General features: G+C 36.4%; 17 protein-coding genes and 1 pseudogene. 13 read left to right on the top strand and 5 right to left on the bottom strand.

Going from position 1 to position 20957, the window contains the following annotated elements; genetic code table 11:
• Window positions 1–2: 2 nt before the first annotated feature.
• The 9 genes from BTN98_RS18700 (at window position 3) to BTN98_RS18660 (ending at window position 12210) form a co-directional block, all read left to right on the top strand.
• A complete protein-coding gene (locus BTN98_RS18700) occupies window positions 3–968 on the top strand; it encodes a hypothetical protein (RefSeq protein ID WP_065190180.1) in 966 nt (321 codons plus the stop codon).
• A gap of 203 nt (window positions 969–1171) precedes the next feature.
• Complete coding sequence (locus BTN98_RS18695) at window positions 1172–2236, top strand: YqaJ viral recombinase family nuclease (protein ID WP_065190179.1); 1065 nt, start codon at window positions 1172–1174, stop codon at window positions 2234–2236.
• 34 nt (window positions 2237–2270) lie between these two features.
• Window positions 2271–3407 (top strand): AAA family ATPase, encoded by a 1137-nt coding sequence (locus tag BTN98_RS18690; RefSeq protein ID WP_065190178.1) that lies wholly within the window; start codon window positions 2271–2273, stop codon window positions 3405–3407.
• Window positions 3408–3542: 135 nt separating this feature from the next.
• Window positions 3543–4574, top strand: coding sequence for a DUF3150 domain-containing protein (locus BTN98_RS18685; RefSeq protein ID WP_065190177.1), 1032 nt, complete (start codon window positions 3543–3545; stop codon window positions 4572–4574).
• 72 nt (window positions 4575–4646) lie between these two features.
• Window positions 4647–6719, top strand: coding sequence for a cobaltochelatase CobT-related protein (locus BTN98_RS18680; protein ID WP_105030065.1), 2073 nt, complete (start codon window positions 4647–4649; stop codon window positions 6717–6719).
• A 242-nt stretch (window positions 6720–6961) separates the two neighbouring features.
• Window positions 6962–8272, top strand: a complete 1311-nt coding sequence (locus BTN98_RS18675) for a toprim domain-containing protein (RefSeq protein WP_065190174.1) — start codon at window positions 6962–6964, stop codon at window positions 8270–8272.
• 176 nt (window positions 8273–8448) lie between these two features.
• Window positions 8449–10140 carry a hypothetical protein gene (locus BTN98_RS18670; RefSeq protein WP_065190173.1) on the top strand — a complete coding sequence of 564 codons (1692 nt, stop codon included), beginning with the start codon at window positions 8449–8451 and terminating at the stop codon, window positions 10138–10140.
• Window positions 10141–10222: 82 nt separating this feature from the next.
• The gene (locus BTN98_RS18665) at window positions 10223–10915 is read left to right on the top strand and encodes a DNA sulfur modification protein DndB (protein ID WP_065190172.1); all 693 of its coding nucleotides are present in this window, start codon (window positions 10223–10225) and stop codon (window positions 10913–10915) included.
• Between the two features lie 416 nt (window positions 10916–11331).
• Window positions 11332–12210 carry a hypothetical protein gene (locus BTN98_RS18660; protein ID WP_065190171.1) on the top strand — a complete coding sequence of 293 codons (879 nt, stop codon included), beginning with the start codon at window positions 11332–11334 and terminating at the stop codon, window positions 12208–12210.
• 79 nt (window positions 12211–12289) lie between these two features.
• On the opposite strand, the gene BTN98_RS18655 is transcribed toward BTN98_RS18660, so the two are convergent.
• Window positions 12290–12676 (bottom strand): hypothetical protein, encoded by a 387-nt coding sequence (locus BTN98_RS18655; RefSeq protein WP_065190170.1) that lies wholly within the window; start codon window positions 12674–12676, stop codon window positions 12290–12292.
• A gap of 249 nt (window positions 12677–12925) precedes the next feature.
• On the opposite strand from BTN98_RS18655, the gene BTN98_RS18650 reads away from it, so the two are divergent.
• Window positions 12926–13564, top strand: a complete 639-nt coding sequence (locus BTN98_RS18650; protein ID WP_065190169.1) for a hypothetical protein — start codon at window positions 12926–12928, stop codon at window positions 13562–13564.
• A gap of 76 nt (window positions 13565–13640) precedes the next feature.
• Here BTN98_RS18650 and BTN98_RS18645 read toward each other — a convergent pair whose 3' ends face one another.
• A complete protein-coding gene (locus tag BTN98_RS18645) occupies window positions 13641–14069 on the bottom strand; it encodes a hypothetical protein (RefSeq protein ID WP_146107050.1) in 429 nt (142 codons plus the stop codon).
• Window positions 14070–15369: 1300 nt separating this feature from the next.
• On the opposite strand from BTN98_RS18645, the gene BTN98_RS18640 reads away from it, so the two are divergent.
• Complete coding sequence (locus BTN98_RS18640; RefSeq protein WP_065190167.1) at window positions 15370–16098, top strand: hypothetical protein; 729 nt, start codon at window positions 15370–15372, stop codon at window positions 16096–16098.
• A gap of 177 nt (window positions 16099–16275) precedes the next feature.
• On the top strand, window positions 16276–17361 hold the full coding sequence (locus BTN98_RS18635) for a tyrosine-type recombinase/integrase (RefSeq protein ID WP_162271148.1): 1086 nt from the start codon (window positions 16276–16278) through the stop codon (window positions 17359–17361).
• A 48-nt stretch (window positions 17362–17409) separates the two neighbouring features.
• Here BTN98_RS18635 and BTN98_RS18630 read toward each other — a convergent pair whose 3' ends face one another.
• From BTN98_RS18630 to BTN98_RS18620, 3 genes and pseudogenes are all read right to left on the bottom strand, one after another.
• On the bottom strand, window positions 17410–17790 hold the full coding sequence (locus BTN98_RS18630; RefSeq protein WP_065190165.1) for an H-NS family histone-like protein: 381 nt from the start codon (window positions 17788–17790) through the stop codon (window positions 17410–17412).
• On the bottom strand, window positions 17787–18359 hold the full coding sequence (locus BTN98_RS18625) for a hypothetical protein (RefSeq protein ID WP_065190164.1): 573 nt from the start codon (window positions 18357–18359) through the stop codon (window positions 17787–17789). The genes BTN98_RS18630 and BTN98_RS18625 overlap by 4 nt, the downstream gene beginning before the upstream one ends.
• A gap of 56 nt (window positions 18360–18415) precedes the next feature.
• A pseudogene (locus BTN98_RS18620) lies at window positions 18416–19120 on the bottom strand (ParA family protein); the annotation flags it as partial.
• A 337-nt stretch (window positions 19121–19457) separates the two neighbouring features.
• Between BTN98_RS18620 and mobH the strand changes: the two are divergent.
• On the top strand, window positions 19458–20957 hold a 1500-nt coding region (gene mobH / locus BTN98_RS18615; RefSeq protein ID WP_146107053.1), incomplete at its 3' end, for a MobH family relaxase.

Here is a 20957-nt window from a genome sequence, read left to right as displayed (position 1 = left end):
ACATGCGACATTTTGATTTAAAAGATTTTTATTCCAATATCGCGGTTTGTAAAATCAGTTTATCCCAAGACCCCAAGAACTACGCCAAAGCATTTCTTGTACTTCCTCTGACTAGCTCTAGCAATGGTGATCTGTTGTTTAACACGCGATCACCGTTAATACCGACCGTATTCTATTCTCGGACTCGCGCTTTAGGCGTACCCAAGCAAGTTGAATCAATGATACGACTTCTAGCAATGCAGCAGCGCATGTTAACTACTGGCCACTCATATAAATCACCATATTCTGTTAAAACAAGAACACAGACTTTAAATAATGGGGAGTATGGAGCTATTGCTTATGTTCATGATATTGAAAGCATAACCCCTGATATTATTGAACAGGCAACATACGTCCACCAAGTCTCTATTAGTATTATGGGGGAGTTAACGGATGATTTTTCGAGTAATGCATATAAACGCACCGTAGAAGAACATTTAGATCAGTTAGTCTCGTCCGATTATGAGCGCATTAAAGTAGCACCAAAATATATCAAGCCTCAGAATGTATCTGTCATAAAAAATAGCCAATCAATGTATCAAGAGTCCACGTTAACGGCTATTCGTAACATGGTTGAAAATCGACTGTCTAATTTTGGTTTATCTCTTTCATCATCAAGATTTAAAGATTTAAAACTGACAAATTACTTTCACATACTTTCTATAAACGAACTATCACCAAATAATTTATATACAAACACTATACGGAATGAGTTTTTAGTTGAGGGGGTTGTTCTACTTAGTGATGGTCAGGTTAATGGGGCTCTTATGAGCCCAAGAAAAAAGCCGTTCCTTAGTGCGAATTATGACGCACTTACTGAAAGAGATAGGGCTGCTATAGACTTTATAGACCTGAATAACATCGAGCTTGTAGTAGAGGACACTTTTCAAATACTAAACATACCTAGTGTTATTGGATTTAGGTTCTGATACTTGCTTGAGTAGATGCAGGTAGATGGAATTGTAAATTACAAAATTAACAGCTCTTTATGTTGACGATTATTCTATCTGCCATTATCCTTATGATTCTTATTAAAGCCGACACGCTGTGAAAGGTTCAGCAATCAAATTTATCCCTATTTAATTATTTGCTTCCTGCAAATCCCGAATTATCTAAATCCCCTGGTATAACCATGAAAATCATTGATCTAATTCAAGACACTGATCCGTGGTTGAAATGGCGTGAATCTGGTATTGGTGCTAGTGATGTATTAACTATCATTGGCTGCAATCCCGATAAAACGAAATTTCAATTATGGTGTGAACTTGTAGGACTTATTGAACGTCCCGACCTATCTAAAAACCCACACGTACAACGTGGCAAGCGTTATGAACCTGTCGCTAGACGAGTTTTTGAAACTGCCTCGAAAGACCATTTTGAACCATTATGTATTGAGCATCCTCTTTATGAGCCGCTTCATTCATCGTTAGATGGTTACTCTCAACAATCCAATACAATTCTTGAAATCAAATGCCCTTGTGAATCTAAGTTCCAAGAGGTGTTAGATAAAAAGCGATTCTCGTCTTCTTACCGTATGTATTACACGCAAGTACAGTATCAAATGCTCTGTACTGATGGGCTGTGTTCTGATTCGGTCTTATTCTTTTACTGCACTGAACGTGCCAGCAATAACACTATGGCTTTTCGTATACCTGCTAACCCTGATTATCAGGAATGGTTACGCAAAGAAGTATTGTCGTTCTGGAACTGTGTTGTATCTGGTAAGCCACCAGCACTTGATCCACAACGTGATGCGTTATTACCTGAATTTGTTAATGATGCCCGTTTTGATAAATGGGAAGAATTGACTTATGAGTTAGTCGTAACACTACGTGAACGTAAGAAATATGAGGCTTTAGCAAAGAAATACGCTAAAGAACAATCCGCTATTCAAGAACAAATTATCGGCTGTTTTGGTGACTTTAAAAGTGGCATTCTAGCTGGCGTTAAAGTTTCTGTTTCAACTCGTAAAGGTAATGTAGATTACAAGACCTTACTTGAAGATTTAGAATTACTTCACGGCATTACTGTTGACGTTGATGAATATAGAGCTAATTCTAGTTCATCAATTAAAGTAAGTGTCGATAAGAAGCGTGGCGAAGATTTAACTGAAAGTTATTTAACCGAAAAACTTAACGCTATTGTACGTTCAAAACCTGATAACATTGTGTGTAGCACAATTAATTTTAACGCTTAAAAACAATCCAATATCCCCATAAGGAAACATCTAAATGCCTAATACTTTCACTCTTGAGCAAATGACTTCTTTCGCTGAAACTTTCGCTAAAAACTTTGCTACTAACTTAGTATCTGAGCAAGCGAAACAAGCACTAAAGGAACGCAATGATTCAGTGGCTTACAAGCCTACTTCTATTAAGCCGACCAAAGTGCAAGTTAAAGCAACTGAGTTATTCAAAAACATCGACAAAAAGCCAAACGAGCAACTTGTTCTTACTGTTAACGATTGGAAAATTAAACCTGTTGGTATTCCTACCGTTATTGAAGATTACTACTTCCGTGCTGAACTTCTCCAAGATATTACTAATTTCATCCTAACAGATGTTGATTACGGTTTTTGGATGATTGGCGGCCACGGTACTGGTAAAACTTCTGTAGCTGAACAAATTGCTGCACGTTTAGGAATGCAATGTTATTCAGAAACCTGTTCTGAGCGCACTGAATTTTTAGACCTATTCGGCTATAACATTCCTTGTGCTGGTGGCAAGATGAAGTTTGTTCACGGTGGCTTATACCTTGCTATGCAAAATGGCGGTATCTGTATACTGAATGAAGTTGATGCTATGTCTCCATCAGAATTAATCAAGTTGAATGAGTTGCTAGGCGGTAAGCCTCTTTATGTACCTCAAACAGAGTCTTGGTTAAATCCTCATAAAAACTTTCGTCTTATCGTAACTTCTAATACGAACGGTACAGGTGAAGATCCTCGTTACATCGGTACTGGCCAATTAAACGCTGCTTTCAAAGACCGTTTTATGAAAACGTATGTAGATTACTTACCGCAAGAAATTGAAGTTGAGTACCTTAACGGCATTCTTGGTAAATATTTTGACAAAAGTAATCCACATTACAGTTCAGTACGTGAGAAACAATATAAGGCTTTAATCGTTATGATTGTGAAAGTCGCTAATGCTTTACGCAAAGCGGCAGTATCAATGTCAGGCGGCATGACTCCACCAAGTATTCGTGCAACTAAGCGTTGGCTTGAGCTAACACTAAAAGGTACATCTACTAATGGTATGAGTGGTACACGTTCAGCGTTCTTAAAAGCTTACGCTTATGATTTATCAGAGCACGAGCAAAATGCAGCTATTGAAGTTTGCATTGAGCATTTCGGTTCTGACTTCTAAGTTAATAATAAAAACCATCCAATACGCATCTTCACGGTGCGTTTTTTTATCTAAATCCCAACCATCACTTAATAGTTTTTGCAAACTACAAAATCAATGTAAAATACTATTAAGCACCAATCTGGAAATTATCTAATGTCTTCAATAATTACTTTACCTAAAGACGTAACACCTGTTTATCTTGAGATCTCTCAATGGCATGGTAAGCGCGTCCTAAAAAGTGAATATCTTGAGTTGGATTATGAATTAGACAAAGAGTTAGCCCACTTGGGTAACGTGTCTATGATTAAACCTGAATTGCTCAAGAAATTTCGCAACCTATCTAATACTGCAGTAGCGGCACTATCTAAGTACGGTGTGCGTTTTGGTGATGGTTTTATTGTCCCTAACGTAAAACATGCTGAGGTAATGAGCCAACTTAAAAAGGTACAAGAAGAATGGTATGAAACAAAAGCTGAGATCATCAGCCGTTACCAAATTCACCTTTTACGTTGGGCTAGTGAAGCAGAAGCAAAGCGTAAGGGCTTCGGTCAAATCATCAAGGACAATGCGTTCTCGGTTGATTATATCGACAGCCAGATACAGTTTGAAATTAGAACAGCACAAGACATGGTAAGTGGGCTAGAAAAGACACTTATTGATGAAGTCGCGGAACGTTTCACTGATAAACAAGAACAGCTTATTAAACGTAAACAGGAGAAAGGGCACTTTGCGATAAATCGTAGAGACTTGATCGTTTTACGTGATGTTCAAGATAAGTTACTGGTTAATGCCATGCTTTCAGATAAGGCATTACCGCTTGTCGATTTTATTGAAGCGATACTTGAAAAAGTACCGGACGATTTAAAAGAGAGCTTATCTAATGAGTTTTGTGATGATTACGTACAGGCAATTTCAATGCTGGCTAAACCGCAATTAATCTTTGGTATGAGTAACGTTAAACCGAAAGATGATTCACAAGGAAGTTTGCTTCCAAATTCGCCATTGAATGTAATCCAACAACCATCCCTATCTGCTGAAACTGAAACAACATCTAATACTGACATGCCACAAATTGAAGCAATATCCGTTGAAGAAACACCATCAAAGGAAATTCAAGAAGTGGAAGAAACCGATACTAATAACGATGATAGCCATGATGCATTTTCGATTTTAGACGATTTCTAATATTGAGGGTTAAGTTTTTACTTAGCCCTTTTTCTTTACCAACTATCCAACACCCCAATAAGGAACAACCTAATGTATCAATCTATTCTAAACAGCTTACCGTTATACATTGGTGCAATCTCTAATGACCTGAACGTTGATGTTACATTTAGCGGCTCTGGTGCGTACTGCGCTCCTGTAGGTAGTAAGTGGCAAATCAATATCCCATTATTCGATGTAGACAATGCAGAAGCCCGTGCAGCCGCATATGCTTACGCATTGCATGAATGTGGCCATATTAATTACACGAACTTTGCTGTACTTAAAGATCTAATCAACACTCAAAAGAGTAAGTCTGAAATTTCACTTAAAAAACGTATTAGTAATATTTTTGAAGATACATACATCGAGCGTGAATTATCGAAAGAATATGCTGGTGCATACAAACGTTTAAGTGAAATGCGTACTTGGTTACAAGACGAAGACGAAAAGAAGAATCCAGATGCGTCAAATTTGCCTTTGAGTTCTCAAATACTTAACTTCATTTACACCTACAGCTTCTTTGCTGCCAATAACTACACTTGCTACAAAGCCTTACTTGATGAAAATGAAGTATTGCTGGTGGAGCAGTTAGGTAATGACGCAGTTTTAGAGCTTAAAAGTGTTTTAAATGGTGTTAAACAGCTTGCTAGTAGTCAAGATTGCATGGACTTAACTGATCGCGTTTACGACATTTTAGAAAAACTAAAAGACGTAATCCGAGATCAGCAACAGCAACAGCAACAGCAGCAAGACCAACAGGGCGGTAACGATAGCGAAGATGATACAGCGCAAGGTGATTCTGACTCTGGCGATAGCCAAGACGATGATAGCAATAGCGATGATTCACAATCTGGCGGTGACAATTCTCAGAACAATGATCAAGGTGATGATTCACAATCTGGCGATAGTCAGGGCGATGATAATAGCCAAGACGATCAAGGTGATGATAATAGCCAAGACGATCAAGGTGATGATTCACAATCTGGCGATAGCCAGGGCGATGATAATAGCCAAGACGATCAAGGTGATGATTCGCAATCTGGCAATAGCCAAGGTGATGATAATAGCCAAGATAAAAATGCAGATAACAATAATTCTTCTGATTCAACCAATATGGGTGATCAGGGTTATAAGTCTGACGATTCAACAGCCAATCAGAAACCTCTTACACAAGAGCAGGTTGATGATGCTATTGATGCACTAAACGATATTATTAGCGGTAATGCTGAACTACCTAATTCTGACGCTGGCGATGCGCTTGCTGAAAAGTTAGGAAAGCAAAGTGAAGATGATCAAGCTAGTGGTAAAGTTAAAGCAAGTGATTATACAACTGACTCTAAAGTTAATAGTGCAATCACGTATCGTTCCCTTAAAGGCAATTCATTAGGTGCAAAAACACTTCATCGAATTGCAGACACGCAATCTGTATTTGTTCGTCAACGTTTACAGGGCTTAATTGCTGCAAAACAACGAAAAGTAGTATCACGTAAATCAGCAGGTAAACGTATGATCGGTAATGCTGGTACACGTATGGCACAAGGCGATTACAAAGTGTTTCGCCAAGAGCTAACACGTAAACTAACAAATACTGCGATTACTATATTGCTAGATGATAGTGGTTCTATGAAAAACGAGAAAGGCCAAGTGGCGGCTAGTGCAACTCTTGCATTAATCAAAGCACTTGAGCCTATTAATTTCGTATCTACTAGTGTTGAAACGTTTGGTACTGAATCAAGTAGTAACATCGTTTACAAGGTGAAAGACTTCAATGAATCAGCAAATCAATGTGCTGACCGTTTAAGTGAACATCTTGCTTATGGCGGCGGTTACACTCCGTTGTTAACGGGCTTGTGGTCGGGTTTACGATCAATCAGTCAACGTAAAGAAGCACGAAAAATCCTTATCGTTATTACTGACGGTGAGCCTGATCAACGTACTCAGTGTACTGAGCTAATCAATCGCATTCGCACCAGTGATGGTGTAGAAGTCTTTGGTATTGGCATTGGTGATGCAAATACGTTAGTTAAGCCACTATTCGGTGAACAATATGCGGTAAGCATAAAGAAAATAGATCAACTTGCATCAGAGATTTTTAAACTTTCTGAGCAAATTCTTTTTTCTTAACAAAATAATGATGATTGCGCCCAACAGGGCGTGATCACTCATTACCATCCATCAGCAACACCTTTCCAACTAATCCAACCTAATTCTGCAAGTTCTTATACATTTGTTGATATTGCTGTTTACAAAATCAAGCACATCAAACGTATGAGTATTTTCCATAAGCTGCTCGGACTGAAATCAGCTTGTAATGTCCGTTCTACCAACAACCCAATCCAACCTCCCAACTATCTAAGGTAACAACTATGTCTAACTCTAATAAATACTCTAACTCTTATAAAGAATCTGGTCTTGATCGTGTAAAACGTGAAACCGAGGAAATCCGTATCATGCTAGCTAACCAAGGCAATTTTGCTGAGGTGCTTGGCCAAATGTATAGCATTGAAAGTGCTGTTAATACTTGTGGTGTTGGCAAAGCTAGCTCTAAAAAATCAGCTTGTCCTATTCATGGCGGTAAATCTGGTGAAAACTTTCGTTTCTTGAAAAATGGTGCGGAATTTGGCACTTGTGTTTGTCACTCATGCGGCACAATTTCTAATGGCTTTTCGTTAGTAATGGAAGCTGACAAATGTTCATACCGTGATGCTGTAAAGAAAATCGGTTACTTCGCTGGTTATTACTGCGATTTAGACGGTAATGTTTATGGCAATGGTAATGATGATGCTGCAAAAGCTGAGGCTGCAAAGCGTCAAGCTGAGTATGAAGCAAAACGTGAAGCTCGAAAGGCTGAACAAGCTAAGAAAGACAAGGTTGACAATGAACGTGGTATCAAACGTTTGGTTCAAATGTGGAATGGCTCTGTATCGTTAGATCACCCATACGCTGAACCTGCTCGTAAGTATTTCGTAAAGCGCGGTCTTGGTAATATCGGTACTCTTAATGATGAAGTGCGTTTACACCCTGCACTTGAGTTTTTTGTACTTTGGACTAATCCAACCAATCCGAAAGAAACAAAATTTGTATTAGCTGGTAAATACCCTGCGTTACTTGCTCAAATTCGCACTCCAAATGGTCGTCCTACACGTATTCACCGTACCTACTTAGATTGGGATGGTAATAAGTTAGACCTTTCTAAAGTGCCGAATGAGATTACTAAACAAGGTTATGCGCTAGAAGATATTACTCAAGTAGATCCAAAGAAAATGACTCCACATATTCCGCTAACTGACATTAGTGGTGGTTCTATCCAACTTGCTGACGCTGGAACAAAAGTTCTTGGTTTAGGTGAGGGTTTAGAAACAACACTTGCTGCATCAGTGGCTACCGGTATGCCTGTTAACTGTTGTATTAATGCAACGATGTTAGCCAACTGGTTGCCAGCACAAGGAACTGAGTATGTGTTTATTTTCCAAGATAAGGACGTTTCAAAAACTGGTGAGATCTGTGCAGATACATTGCGCGAACGCTTAAAGCCTTATGGTGTTAAGGTGTTTGCCTTTGAGCCTGACATGGAAATCCCTAATGGCGAATCTGGCGTTGATTGGGCAGACCAATTCAATGCCAAAGGTGTTCTTGGTTTCCCTATGGAAGCACGTAACTGGCGTTCACTACTTTAATTTTGTTTATTACAGCCATGAATCACCGTATTTTATAGTGCGATGATTCATGCTGCTGTTTTCTTTTTAATCAAATCATATCAAATAGTGCCAGGGCAAAAGGAGAATAGATAACTTAGCAAGATCTGATACTTGATAATGCTATAATCATTTTTAAAACCTATTAGGAATTAATAATGATCACTATCTCTATATCCGCAAATCCCCAAACACGCACATATAACTCTTGTGAAGTCCACTGGAACGTTCGTCTACCTGATGATATTGCCAGAAAGCAACTTAGACCGGTTAACATGGCCGGTATAGTTAAAATCACAAACATATCATTCAAAAACCCAAACGAAGTATTGGCCTATGCAGAGTTAAAGGCTCTAAATGCGATTCTTTGTTCTGATAAAGGGTTACGATTACTCATAACTAAAGAGGTCAACAACAATAAAGTACATATCATGGCATCTTGCGATGATACGGTTACTTCATTACGTGGTTTGAGCTCTGATCGTGACGCTAGTGACTTTTCTAAAGTGCTGCTCAGTGTGGCAACACCAGTAACAACTATGTTCTTTGGTGCGCGTTTTAATCACGTATCACCATTTGTTTTAGAATATAACGATGTTGAACGATATGACGAATTTGTATCAGATGAAATTTCAGATATTCTCTGCATTAGTACCGATATTGGCTATCTTTCAATTGGTCGCAGAACATTAGAAAGTTTCACTCGTAAAACCAAACGTGATAACGCATTCCATGAGCTAGCTGCGGTTTTGCAAACATCAAAATTAACTATCAAGTTCCAATCTCCAAGTGAGCGACAGGAGCGTATTGATAAATTCAATCATGACTGTGAGATTGTTACAGTCGAATCAAATGAACCGGCATACGCTGGACTCAATTTTCTAATTCCAACGAAACCTATTGAGCGCGATGGTGTTCAATGTTTTTCACTCATTACTTTATTCAATGATATTAAACATCATAGAACAGAGGATATGAGCCCCAATCTTCGGAAAGATCCAATCATGACCAATCAATCAACAAATGTTCACCAAAATAATACTGCCGATTCACGCTATGAAAACGATATTCTTTATATCGAAATGAATGAATCAGAGCGTATGGTTAATGCACAATTCGGCAGTTTTGTATTAAGCATCAACATGAGCGAAAGCCGTGGCCGTGAGCTTAACTACGTGGATGCAGGTTTTATGGCATTAAATCTTGTTCAGATGCAATGCCAACCTAAGAAACGTGTCCGTGTTTATACTGAAAACAAGTTGTTAGTCGATGCATTCCACAATCTTGACTCTCTAAAAGAGTTTGTGAAAGAGGGTGATCATGTTGCGGCAAAGCTGCTTGAACGTATTACTATGAGCATGTACAAAGTACGTATGTGCGGCATCATTAAATTGTCTGACTTTGAACTACGAGCATTGCCTATTGCTCCTGAACCAATGGAATACGGGCAAATCAACTTTGATCTTTTCGGTAAAATCCGTAAAGGGGCACAAGCTTTGATCTTAAAGCCTCATGCTTTTTCTCAGTTCTTACAGCGCATGTCACAAGATGAATTAAATGATGGTGGTCGAAACCCACTGGCATTTATGACCAAGTTGATTAAGCAATCGAAATGGACGGTTAAAGTACCTGCAACTAAAGATACTAACGAGCAATGGCATAACCATGACAACAATGCCATGTTAGTGATCGGACGTAGCGATACTGATAATACATTGCAAATTGTGACGTTCTTTAGAGCGCACCGCTATGAGAATTATGAATATAAGCTGGCACACCCTGAAAAGTTTGAGGAAGTACGTACCGATTTAGGTACTGTGCCAATTCAACATATTAAGGTGATCGACTAAGTACCAAAGTAACGCTAAAACTTACAATCCAACTAAGCCTCGTCAGAAATGACGGGGCTTTTTCTTATCTAGGAATTATCTAATGCAAAGTTTAACTGCTTCTTTATTAAGTAAAAATGTAATCAACAATAACAACCCAACTAAGCGCGTTAGTAATATTACTTATCGCTTAATCAATGAATGTAAGGAACTGCGTCTTTTAATCAGCACCTTGCGTTCAACAATAAGCAAAAATAATAGTAATCTGTTTACGCTCAGAGATTTTATTACTGCTAACACAACGCTGCTTGAGCATGACATTAAGACGAAAGATGATGAACAACTGTTTATTCTTGCCCGTACTTACTGGCTCTCATTTATTCGTGTAAATGACTGGTGTAATCCACTAGTTACTTCAACGAATAAACGTGCGGAATATATTAGTTGTATGCATTACATGATTAAGGCTATTGGCATGGTAGGGCTTGAAGCTCGAAAGCAGGGGATCTCACTAAGAACACTTGCTGAAAAGTACCTAACGGTTAACTGGACTAAAGCAACTAAACGTTGGTGTGCCATATTTACGCTGTTAGGTGATTCGCCAGAACAGTTTGTACGTTACATCTATGGCGTTATCTGTGAAAAGGTTAACCTTGTATTGCCACAAGCTGATAGGCTTGCATACATGATGATACATAGCTATGTGGACACGTTTTGGATCGTAGCTAATCGCTATATTGATAATCCATCTTCATGCTTAACTAAATTTACAACAAAACCTATTATTGATGCTTAAACATCACCATTTATTGTTAACTACATATCTAATTAAATCATAACAACTTATTTCTTATAACAGAAAAAAGCCATATCTTCTCTGGGGGATATGGCTTTTTTTAACTGCAATCTGCACAAGGCTAACTAACTTATTTTTTTAAATAAAAATATAAGTTAGTTAATAGTGTTGATTACAAAATCACATGACATATAATGAACGTAGTTATAGGGTTTTTAACATTTTCCCTGTAACTAGAACAGAGCATATTGATTATTATTAGTACATAGTCAAGGAAAAGACCGCTAGGCTGTAATGGCTTTGGCGGTTTTTTTTGTAATTACGATACGTAAATAACAACTAAGGCTTTTTTGTAATTGCAATTCTTCTTATTATGGCTTCCATTTTAATGAAATACTCATTTCTTAGAGGTATTTATGGCCGTATCACTTGTACTAACTCCCAAAAATAAAAAGAATAAAAAAGAAAGTCGGTTTATGCCATATCATCATCTTGGGTTGTTTGATAGAACCGATAATGCTGCTGAAAATTCTGAGGGGGTTACATGCACATTGCTTTGTGCTGCTACTGTAGAGGCTTTGCTTACGGATCTTGAGTGTTTTTATTCTTACTGCAGTAAAAATCCAATCGTCTTTGCTGGCTATTCTAATCGCTCATATGATAATCATCTTAATGAAGATGAGCTAATGTTACAGGGCAAGCTCAAGCTTATTGGTAATCGGAAACAAAAAGCTTCAAATAAAGAAGAAAGCACCAATGAAGATAAGCCCAAGTTACAGGGCGATAAACCAAAAACCTCAAAAAAAGAAGAAAGCATTACTGCTTTAAAAAACCTATCGGTATTTGGTGAGTGGGACAAAAATGAAAAGCTATATCAAGAATATCGCTTATTAGTAGAAATACGTAATGGACTGACGCATTTAAAGCCAGAAGAATTAATAATTAGTAGTAGTAAAGATGGTGACTTTTATGGTAACCCAAAATATTTAAATAACTTATTGCAGAAAAAAATAGCTAAAAAACCTGCCAAAGTATGTAGCTGGATAGAGTGGATTGAAAACCAAGAATATTGCTTATGGTGTCAAGACGTTACGTATAGAATTATTCAACGTGTCATTAGTATGCTACCCAAGTCAAATTTGTCTAAATATTTTAGTGAAGATACCTATTTCGAGTTCAACAAAGAGAAGCAGAAAGGCAAATATAAATTAATCGAAGAAAAAAAACAAAAAGAGAAAGAAGAACTACAATACCTTAGAAAGGAAGTTAAAAGGCTTCAAGAGACTATCGCATAAAGCTGAATGTTTTAAGTATATTCGGCTACAAATGGGTATTATCGTTTGTAGCGAATATACAAGAAGCAAACACAACTATTTACTTATCCACCTCTGATAGTAAAAACTCAATTGATTCAGATAGCGTTCCACCGATCTCTTTAGAAAAAGTAGATAGTTTTTCCCATACATCATACTCAATATCAATCGACTTCTTCTTGGTATGTTTCTGCTCTGAATCGAAATAGCGTTTTCGTTTTGCACGAATACTTTGTTTTAACTTGTTATTAGCATTGTCTGAAATATGCTTTTCAATCCAGTTAGTAATCTTTGTTGGCTCTGCACCAATGGCCGTTAACTCGGCCTTGGCCTGTTGAATCTCACTGGTATCAATCCAGCGTGAAGCATTTTCGCCAGCAAGGAATTTTTTGTTTAGATATTGCCATTTCCAGCCGCATTCAAGATTTTCTAACTGTTGATATTTCATTAGTGCGTAACTCTAATCCTGTATTAAATAAGATGTGTAATCATATCTAATAGATAATGACTACTAATGTTCTTTTTGTGACGGTGTGACGCAATATTATCATTTATTTATGATAAATTCCCATTAGTAGAATTTAGATTAAAATATAAAACGATAAAGTTTATTATTTACTTATATCACTCAATAATTATTTTATTGCAATTTAGATAAATTGGTTTTAATTATTTTAGAATAAAAGTGGGTTGTTAAATGTGTGTTTTTTGTGGTAATGATGTTTCTCAGAATCAATATGATAGTGATGTAAGAAATTTAAATGAAAATATAAGAAATATAGAATTAAAAAATTATGAGTTAACTACTGAATTGATAGAAAAAGATTTAGAAATTAATGAATTGAATTTACAGTTAAAGAATTTAGCTCAGGAAGATGAGTGTGAGAAAGAAAACTTTTCTGGTATTAAATTTTTACAAGAAGTGTTTAGTCAGTTACCATTTCGCCTTGAAGCAGATGGAGTTGATGAGTTCAAAGAGGAATTTGAGGTTTTTCTTAATCAAAATATCACATCAGAAGTTGGTTATTTAGATAATTTCAATGTTCACGTACTCGAAAAACAAATATCTATCTATATCACATATAAGCCATATGAATATGACAGTAAGGATCTTATTGTTTTTAAAGAGCTTATGATGCAGTCTCTTCATAATAAAGATCTTATGAATGAAATGGGCTGGATAAGAAATTACACCACTGGAGTTGATTTATTTATCAGCCGACAGGAAGTGGGCTTTTACATTAGATATAAAAAGGAATGTGATTCATATATTCAATATAATGATTCTTTTGAATATTTAAATACATTATTTTTGAGTCGCCATTTAATGGACTAATAAACTATATACGCCACTTATAATTAAAATATGGTTATAAGTGGCTATAAATATCAGTTTTATTACAAGGTAATTATTAATCAACTGATTTATGTATTTCTTGCATACCAAGTTTAACTATTATTTTATCTATTGAATCGCCTTTAAATTGAGGCATTTCTGATAATTGTTTAATAATATCATGTGTATTTTTTGAAAAATAATGTAAATATTTTTTATCGCCAAAATTACGCGCCTTATATGACGACCAGCACTTATTCCACGATTTATATTCAGTGTTTGATAGCAACTCATACGAGATTGAATTGAAATTGCAGTTTGCAAAATCTATTGTTGCTTCATTGAATTTAGCTAGCCGATCACCAGTTAGGCGGTTTGAAAAGTAATTCACAAAGTGCTTTTTCAGTTCTGGATCATCAAATTTACGCTTTCGTCCGGTTACTTTGCGTAAAACCAAATGATCTTCGGACTCAATAATAGGGTTTTGATCGGTATTTTGGTGCATTTTAATTCCTTGTTTAAGGTAATCAGCAATAAAGTACATCTTAAATAAAACTGTTACAGTGTCACACATTGTTGTTGACTACCGCTTATTGCTACTGCCAATTACCCATAGTTGGATTGGGAAAATAGCTCGACTAATTATAACAGCTTGAATCACTGGTGTTAATCTACAATAGGTAATTATAAAAGAACAATGGTCTAACATAGATATACAATAGGTTTAAAATAATCGCCAATGGATCTTTATAGAAGAACGCACGAGCAATCATTTAAGAACAAGTAATTATTGGGATTGGTTTTAGTAGCAAGCCACAATATGGTTAATAATCTATAGTTCAACAATAGTCCTTTAGTGGTATCTGGCTGATACCACCTTTAAAACAACATAAGTGAAATTATGTTGTGTTAAGAAATCGGGTAAAATGGCCGATTTGTATAGTTCGTGAATGGGCTTTTTGGTTGGGAGTAGATTTTAGCGTTGTTTTTGGCTCTCTGTGTTGGCGTTAACAATAAGTACAACATAGTACACAAATAGTATATTAAAGACCGACAATAGGCTTAAAATAGCCACGAGTGCTTCTATATAATTCGACAATGGTTCTTTGTTGTATCGGTATTGACGTGAGTAAATTAATCATGGTTGGCGTAAATAGATTTTGTATTCATCAAAATCTATTTGTCTTCACGATTTATCCGTTCCTATGTTTCTTGTTTAATTATCTAAAGATAAACGGTGAGGCTTTTTACTTTATGAGTGTTTATTCTGGCAGTGTTACAGTGTTACAGTGTCACCTTTACTTGCTTGTAAAAAGTAAATCCTATAGATTGTATTATTATAGTTTATATGTGTGGCTTATTTTAGTTCCTCGCCAAACCTAATATTTTAATAAACTTATTAAAATATGTTTATGAAGTAATGAAATATTATATTAATTATTCTCTCATGATCGAAAACATTATTATCATCTTTTTTATTGGACAAATCGCATGATATATTTCAATACATAAGGCTTTAAATCCATGTAGCTAACAGTATTTACTTTTTACTTAACCAACTAAAATGAATTTAAAAATTTGAATTAAAGCTCAATTACTAAAAAATTATGAATATTGTTTTATTGCAGTTTTGTTTATAACTTGAATTGTCAAATATAAAACTATGCATTAAAATGCAAGTCTAATATAGACTTGATGAATATTATCAAGGTAACGCATTAATTATAATAACAGACTGATATTAAAGAAGAATCAGCACACAACATAATTTCACTTATGTTGTTTTAACGTAACGGAGAACAGCATTGAGTGATAACGGTGCTCAACCAGTTGGCTCGATAATCCCTATCAAATGTTTTTTAACTTTAGATTTTGGGTATAAACTCCCAGATATGATTTTAAAAAATATGGAGTTGGAATTAAAACCTTTAGGGTTATATCTAAAGAAAGAACAAATGATGAAAAAATCATTTCTTATAGTTGAAATTGATAACTTGGATATTTTGTTTGAATTTAACCTTGATGATTTTATAAATATTTGGGATGCGGCTTTGATAAATTATTTCGCTTCCGAGGATTCAGCCTATACTTCTTGTATAGAGAAAGGGGCTTGTGATCTACGTAACATGATTGTCCAATTTATTAATGATTTTGTAATGGCAAATCAAAAGCTAAACAATGTTGTTAAAAACAATCTACGACTGATAGATGCCAAGTTAGGTAACATTTATGATTATGATGTGATTGTAAATATCAATGGTGAGCTAAAGATAAGTAATCCAATAGCAATCTTATCTCGTGGTACATCTGTTTGTGATGCACTCAGTAAAGAAGAACTTTTTCAATATAGCTATAAGCGTAATATTCGAGAAACATCATTAGATTTACCAAGACGAACTAAAAGCTTATTACTTGGTATAAAGCCCAAACGTAAAACATCAGCAAAGATAGAACTATTTATTTGTTCAATAGATAGTCTGATTTATATCACACCAAGAAACACCGATATTAGATTAACCCTTGTCGGTTCTTAACAAAAAGCTTGGTTCTTTATGCTTATAAGAATCAAGCTTTTTTCTATTCAATACCGATTCATCCTTGTATATTAAAGATAGCTACAAACCAATCAACCTAATGAGTATCACATGGAAAAACCTAATAACTCTCCTACCATATACACTAACAGCCAGGGGTTAAGTGACAATCTAACCGTGACAGAAATACGTAATCAACGTGAATTAGCTTCAACATATGATAAGTTTAGAGATCCTAGTACACCTTTTTCAACGCTTGTAGTTGAAGTTGACCGTATGAGCTCTGAGTTCCGCAATACCGATATTGTCGCTACTTCTACAATCGGTAATGATGTTTCTCTCCATGATGTGAAGCTTGCATTAGTGCGCTGGCTTGAGATCATTAATAACAAATATGCTGAGAATACAATCAAATCACTCAATTATGATTTGACTATTTACATCGACCTTTGTCATAAACACCAACTCAATCCTTTTAATATTTCCTGTCGTGAGTTCATTAGCCTATCGGAACAACGTAGAGGCGAATGTAAACCAGCAACAATGGCAAGATGGTGCAACTCGGTATCAAAGTTTTATCAAGCATTAAACATCATCAACCCAATGCAAGATGAACTAGTTAAGTCCGTATTCATAAAGCATAGAAAGGATAAAGGCGGTGGTCAGGGACAGGCAAGAGGTATGACATTTGAACAACTAGATACTATGTACGATATGCTTAGTGAATCTGATTCACTTGCTGATATTCGTGATCTTGTTGCCTTATCTTTAATGCTCGAATGCCTAATGCGTAGAGCTGAGTTGGTATCAATAGAAATTCAACATCTAAACCTAGAAAGTGAAACGCCCCTGCTCTATATATCTCGAAGCAAAACTGACCAAGACGGTTCAGATGCTACATACGTGCCCTTTTCAGAGCGCACAAGACGTATCATTGAACGTTGGCTTAATTTGTCTGGTATTACTTCTGGTTATTTGTTGCGTGGTCTTACGAAGTATGGAAAAGTCAGAGCCACAAAACCTGCCCCTGATCTTATCAATAAGATCACTAAACGGGCATCAGAGCTCTTAGGGTTAGATGTTAATTTAACTGGCCACTCAGGTCGTGTAGGCGGTATTCAAGAGTTGGTAGCAGATGGGCATAGTAATATTGCTATACAACTAAACGCAAGATTGAAGACACCTGCTATGGTTGCTAGATATGCGCGTGAAATAAATGCCGCTACATTGCCAATGAGTGAGTTTTTAAAACGTAATAAGTGATAAAATAAAAGCCCAGAATGATGGGCTTCATTTTTGTATTAAACAAAATTACTTTGATAGTAAATCTTTAATGAGATCCAGGTTAATTCCTTTTTCTCGTAGTTCTTTAATCGTATCTTCTGCAGCTTTACGTTCAGCTACTTGCTGATCTTCTACTGCTTGTAATTCTGTAATTCGGTCATTAACTACTTCGGTAAAAATAGCTAAGTAATCTTGTAATTCAGACTTCTGGCTATCCCGTAATAATGCTTTTAACGTGCGTGATTTACGAATCTTCTTTAAAAAATCCTCACGTTCAAGTTCTTTTGCTACAGCGCGTGAAACCACTGGTTCTGGCGTAGTAGTGTTTTGTTGTGGAGCTTGTGTTGCTTCTGAATTTAACTGTGAACCGGTTTGATGTTGGTGGTGGTTGTTTTTATTATTCTTCATTTCTTATCCTTTTCATCATCATTGCGTTTAACGCGAGCGTCATTTTCATTTAATTGACCAGCATTGGATAGCAACACTTCTTGGATAGCCATTTGTGCCCTAGTCATTTGATTTTGAATATCATTAGTCGCACTTAGGATGCGCTCTACTTCCGTTCGCGTGAAACGCTCAAGAGCTCGCTCTGCTCCAAAATGCTCAACAAGAAATGTAAATCCAAGGACAGACATATATTGATCAAATTCACGACTCGTTTGCTGAGAGAAAGTTGCAGTCACATCACTTAGTTTTGCGCGTGACATAGCGGTTACTTTTGCAAAAGGGCTCATGATTAGGTTTGTGACCTTACCATTTTTTTGCATGTAATCCATTCCTGTATATGACAACGCTTCGTGCCCTACAAGTGATAATGGATCTCTGATTTCATCGTCAGAATATGTTGTACGTTTACGTAAGCCACCAGTTTCTTGTACTTGCTTTACATTATTCTCAACAGCTTTCTTAGCCGCTCTTTTCAACAACTCGTCTGTCTGGTTGTTCGCTTCGGTATCGAACATTGAATTTTTAGCCATAACCTTATTACTCTAAATCAGATTTGAATTTGTAAACAACAAAATCAATATAAATATTAGTCTTCATTATCCAGTTGTGCTTTGATTTCAAGAATTTCATTTACGAACACCTGAAATTGAGCTTTTGCTTTTTCTTTTGTTTCGACAACTGCAATGCCCGTGCGGTACATTTTCTGATATGCACCATAGGCTGTAATGTAGCTTTTCATTAACTTGATGCACGAAAACTCATCTGTACTAAATAGAGCTTCCATTTCTTTGCGTTCAGGTATGTACACAGTGCTGAAAGAACGAGTATCGACCTTGTTAACAAATATATGACACGGCACATCGTCAACACCTTGCACTTCTCGCATCGTGTTTATTTGCTTTAATAGACCTAATAACTTTTCTACTTCACCACTATCAGCTAAACATGCTGTTGTTGGAGATAAGATGATGTCAGAAAACGCACCAGCAATAACAAATTCCTCTGATTGCTTACCGCTTGTATCAATGATAATCCAGTCGTAACGAGTAATTACCTGACGTAAAAATTTAGGTATATTTGAACGCTGAATTACATATTCAAAATCAGATTCATCACTTAAACCTAACTCATTTTGAGACTTGGTGCGATGAGTCAGGAATCTATCAATAGTTGCTTGTTCATCAGCATCGAGTAACAGCACTTTATTACCACGCTGTGTTAGCTCTACAGCCAAATTGATTGCTGTTGTACTTTTACCAACGCCACCTTTAGTGGCTGCAACTGTAACAATCGTAGCTCTGCTCATTAGTCATAGCCTCGCGCTAAATTAGTTTGAATTTAATATTACTTAATATGTGATAAATATTGTGCGCAATCGAAAAACAATAACTTACACGCTTAATTCATCGTAATTCCTATGATTATAATATTAATAATCGCTGTAGTAATAGTTTTTTATTATTGCCAATAGCAAATTTTAACGATTCCCACACTGAATTGTATTTGTGTAATTAGTAAAATCGTAAGGCGATACAATCATTCTTTGGTGCAAACAGTCTAATCCGGCTTTGCTTAATACTCTCTGTGATAATCACCTCAGATTATGTGGCATCAAAGGTTTATTTATCATGGGATTATTTAAAAAGAAAAATTCAAGCAATGCAGTACAGTTAGAAGTAAGTAAAAGTAAGGTTGGTAAAATCATAAATCCAAAAAGTGCCGATGACAAAGGGTTCTTTACTGCTTGTAGTCCAGAGCAATTACTTAATATCCATCAGCATGTAATTAGCGTTATTGACTCCAATACACGTTTGTCTCAAATGCATTTTGATATGTATTATCGTAAAACTATTGCTAACTATGCAGCTCTAGTACAAGCATTTCCCGCATCTGAATATCATCACCACAGTTACCCTACAGGTCTAATTGAACACTCATTAGATGTAGCTCGCGCTGCAGTAGTTTATGCACGAAAGTTTCTTTTTACCGAAACAGGTGTTGAATCGGAAATGGAGGAGTTTTTGGATGTGTTTATGTTTGCATGTTTTACTGCTGCTCTTTTACATGATGCCGGTAAGGTGGTTACAGATCTTGATGTTGTATATTTCAATGACAAAAACCAAATTTGTGCTTGGCTACCTTTCGGTGAGTCTCAATTAAAAGAAGGAACTCGATACAAGTGGCGATATAACAGCGTCCGTAATAAGTTAGCGCATGAAAGTGCTGCACCAACCTTAGTACAAACCATTGTGCCATTTGAGGGGATCTACTGGATTCGATCTCGTACACCTCGTCTATGGCAAGAATGGTTACACACTATTGCTGGCCGTAATCAATTCGGTGGTGATATTGGTAAAGTTATTGAATATTGCGACTCTTACTCAGTCCAAAAATCAATGTCAGGAAAATCATCAAAAGACGGACAGAACACCAATACCCGCCATACCTTATCTGAACGATTCGTTATTGCGTTCCGACAACTAATTGAATCTGGTGCGCTACCACTTAACCGCAAAGGTGCTGGCGCGTGGCTGAAAGATGGTTTTATCTATTTTGTATCTCAACGCGCAGTAGAAGCTGCAATACCATTGGTTAAAAATGCTGGCGGCACTGGCATACCTAATAAAGATGTAACAATCTTCTCCCTACTCTGTGATGGTGGTGTTGCTCTACGCCATGAAGAAACCAATGATGTTGTTCATTCTATGAATATTACATTAAATGATGAAAACTGGTCTGGTGATCTAACATTTCTAAAAATCGCCATTGATACTATTGATCCAAATGGCTCTCTTGGTCTTGTCGAGGGCAATATTACTCTTGTTGATAACACCTCTAAAGCCGGTTTTAACGCAAAACGTGATGCTAAAAATGAGACAAAAAACACTGACTCTGAAAATAATGGTAGTGATAACCGTGATAGCTGTGACTCTTTAACCTCAGACCTAATGAGCAACGCCTTTTCATCCCTCGGAAGTAGTAAGGAAAAGCAACCTGCAGTTGATGAATTAAATACAACTGATTCGGCTATGGCTTCATCCCTTGACTCAATGTTTGGTGATATGGGCAAGAGAAAGCCGCAAAATACAAACGGCAATAACAAATCAAAGATTGTTAATACTGCGGCT

Source organism: Photobacterium aquimaris (genome assembly GCF_002954455.1).
Lineage (GTDB): Bacteria > Pseudomonadota > Gammaproteobacteria > Enterobacterales > Vibrionaceae > Photobacterium > Photobacterium aquimaris.
Note: the sequence above shows the minus strand (reverse complement) of the source record. Positions and strands in the feature narration are given on the sequence as shown.

Coding starts and splice junctions, on each gene's coding strand:
- BTN98_RS18700 (WP_065190180.1), top strand. CDS start 3: ATGCGACATTTTGATTTAAAAGATTTTTATTCCAATATCGCGGTTTGT.
- BTN98_RS18695 (WP_065190179.1), top strand. CDS start 1,172: ATGAAAATCATTGATCTAATTCAAGACACTGATCCGTGGTTGAAATGG.
- BTN98_RS18690 (WP_065190178.1), top strand. CDS start 2,271: ATGCCTAATACTTTCACTCTTGAGCAAATGACTTCTTTCGCTGAAACT.
- BTN98_RS18685 (WP_065190177.1), top strand. CDS start 3,543: ATGTCTTCAATAATTACTTTACCTAAAGACGTAACACCTGTTTATCTT.
- BTN98_RS18680 (WP_105030065.1), top strand. CDS start 4,647: ATGTATCAATCTATTCTAAACAGCTTACCGTTATACATTGGTGCAATC.
- BTN98_RS18675 (WP_065190174.1), top strand. CDS start 6,962: ATGTCTAACTCTAATAAATACTCTAACTCTTATAAAGAATCTGGTCTT.
- BTN98_RS18670 (WP_065190173.1), top strand. CDS start 8,449: ATGATCACTATCTCTATATCCGCAAATCCCCAAACACGCACATATAAC.
- BTN98_RS18665 (WP_065190172.1), top strand. CDS start 10,223: ATGCAAAGTTTAACTGCTTCTTTATTAAGTAAAAATGTAATCAACAAT.
- BTN98_RS18660 (WP_065190171.1), top strand. CDS start 11,332: ATGGCCGTATCACTTGTACTAACTCCCAAAAATAAAAAGAATAAAAAA.
- BTN98_RS18655 (WP_065190170.1), bottom strand. CDS start 12,676: ATGAAATATCAACAGTTAGAAAATCTTGAATGCGGCTGGAAATGGCAA.
- BTN98_RS18650 (WP_065190169.1), top strand. CDS start 12,926: ATGTGTGTTTTTTGTGGTAATGATGTTTCTCAGAATCAATATGATAGT.
- BTN98_RS18645 (WP_146107050.1), bottom strand. CDS start 14,069: ATGCACCAAAATACCGATCAAAACCCTATTATTGAGTCCGAAGATCAT.
- BTN98_RS18630 (WP_065190165.1), bottom strand. CDS start 17,790: ATGAAGAATAATAAAAACAACCACCACCAACATCAAACCGGTTCACAG.
- BTN98_RS18625 (WP_065190164.1), bottom strand. CDS start 18,359: ATGGCTAAAAATTCAATGTTCGATACCGAAGCGAACAACCAGACAGAC.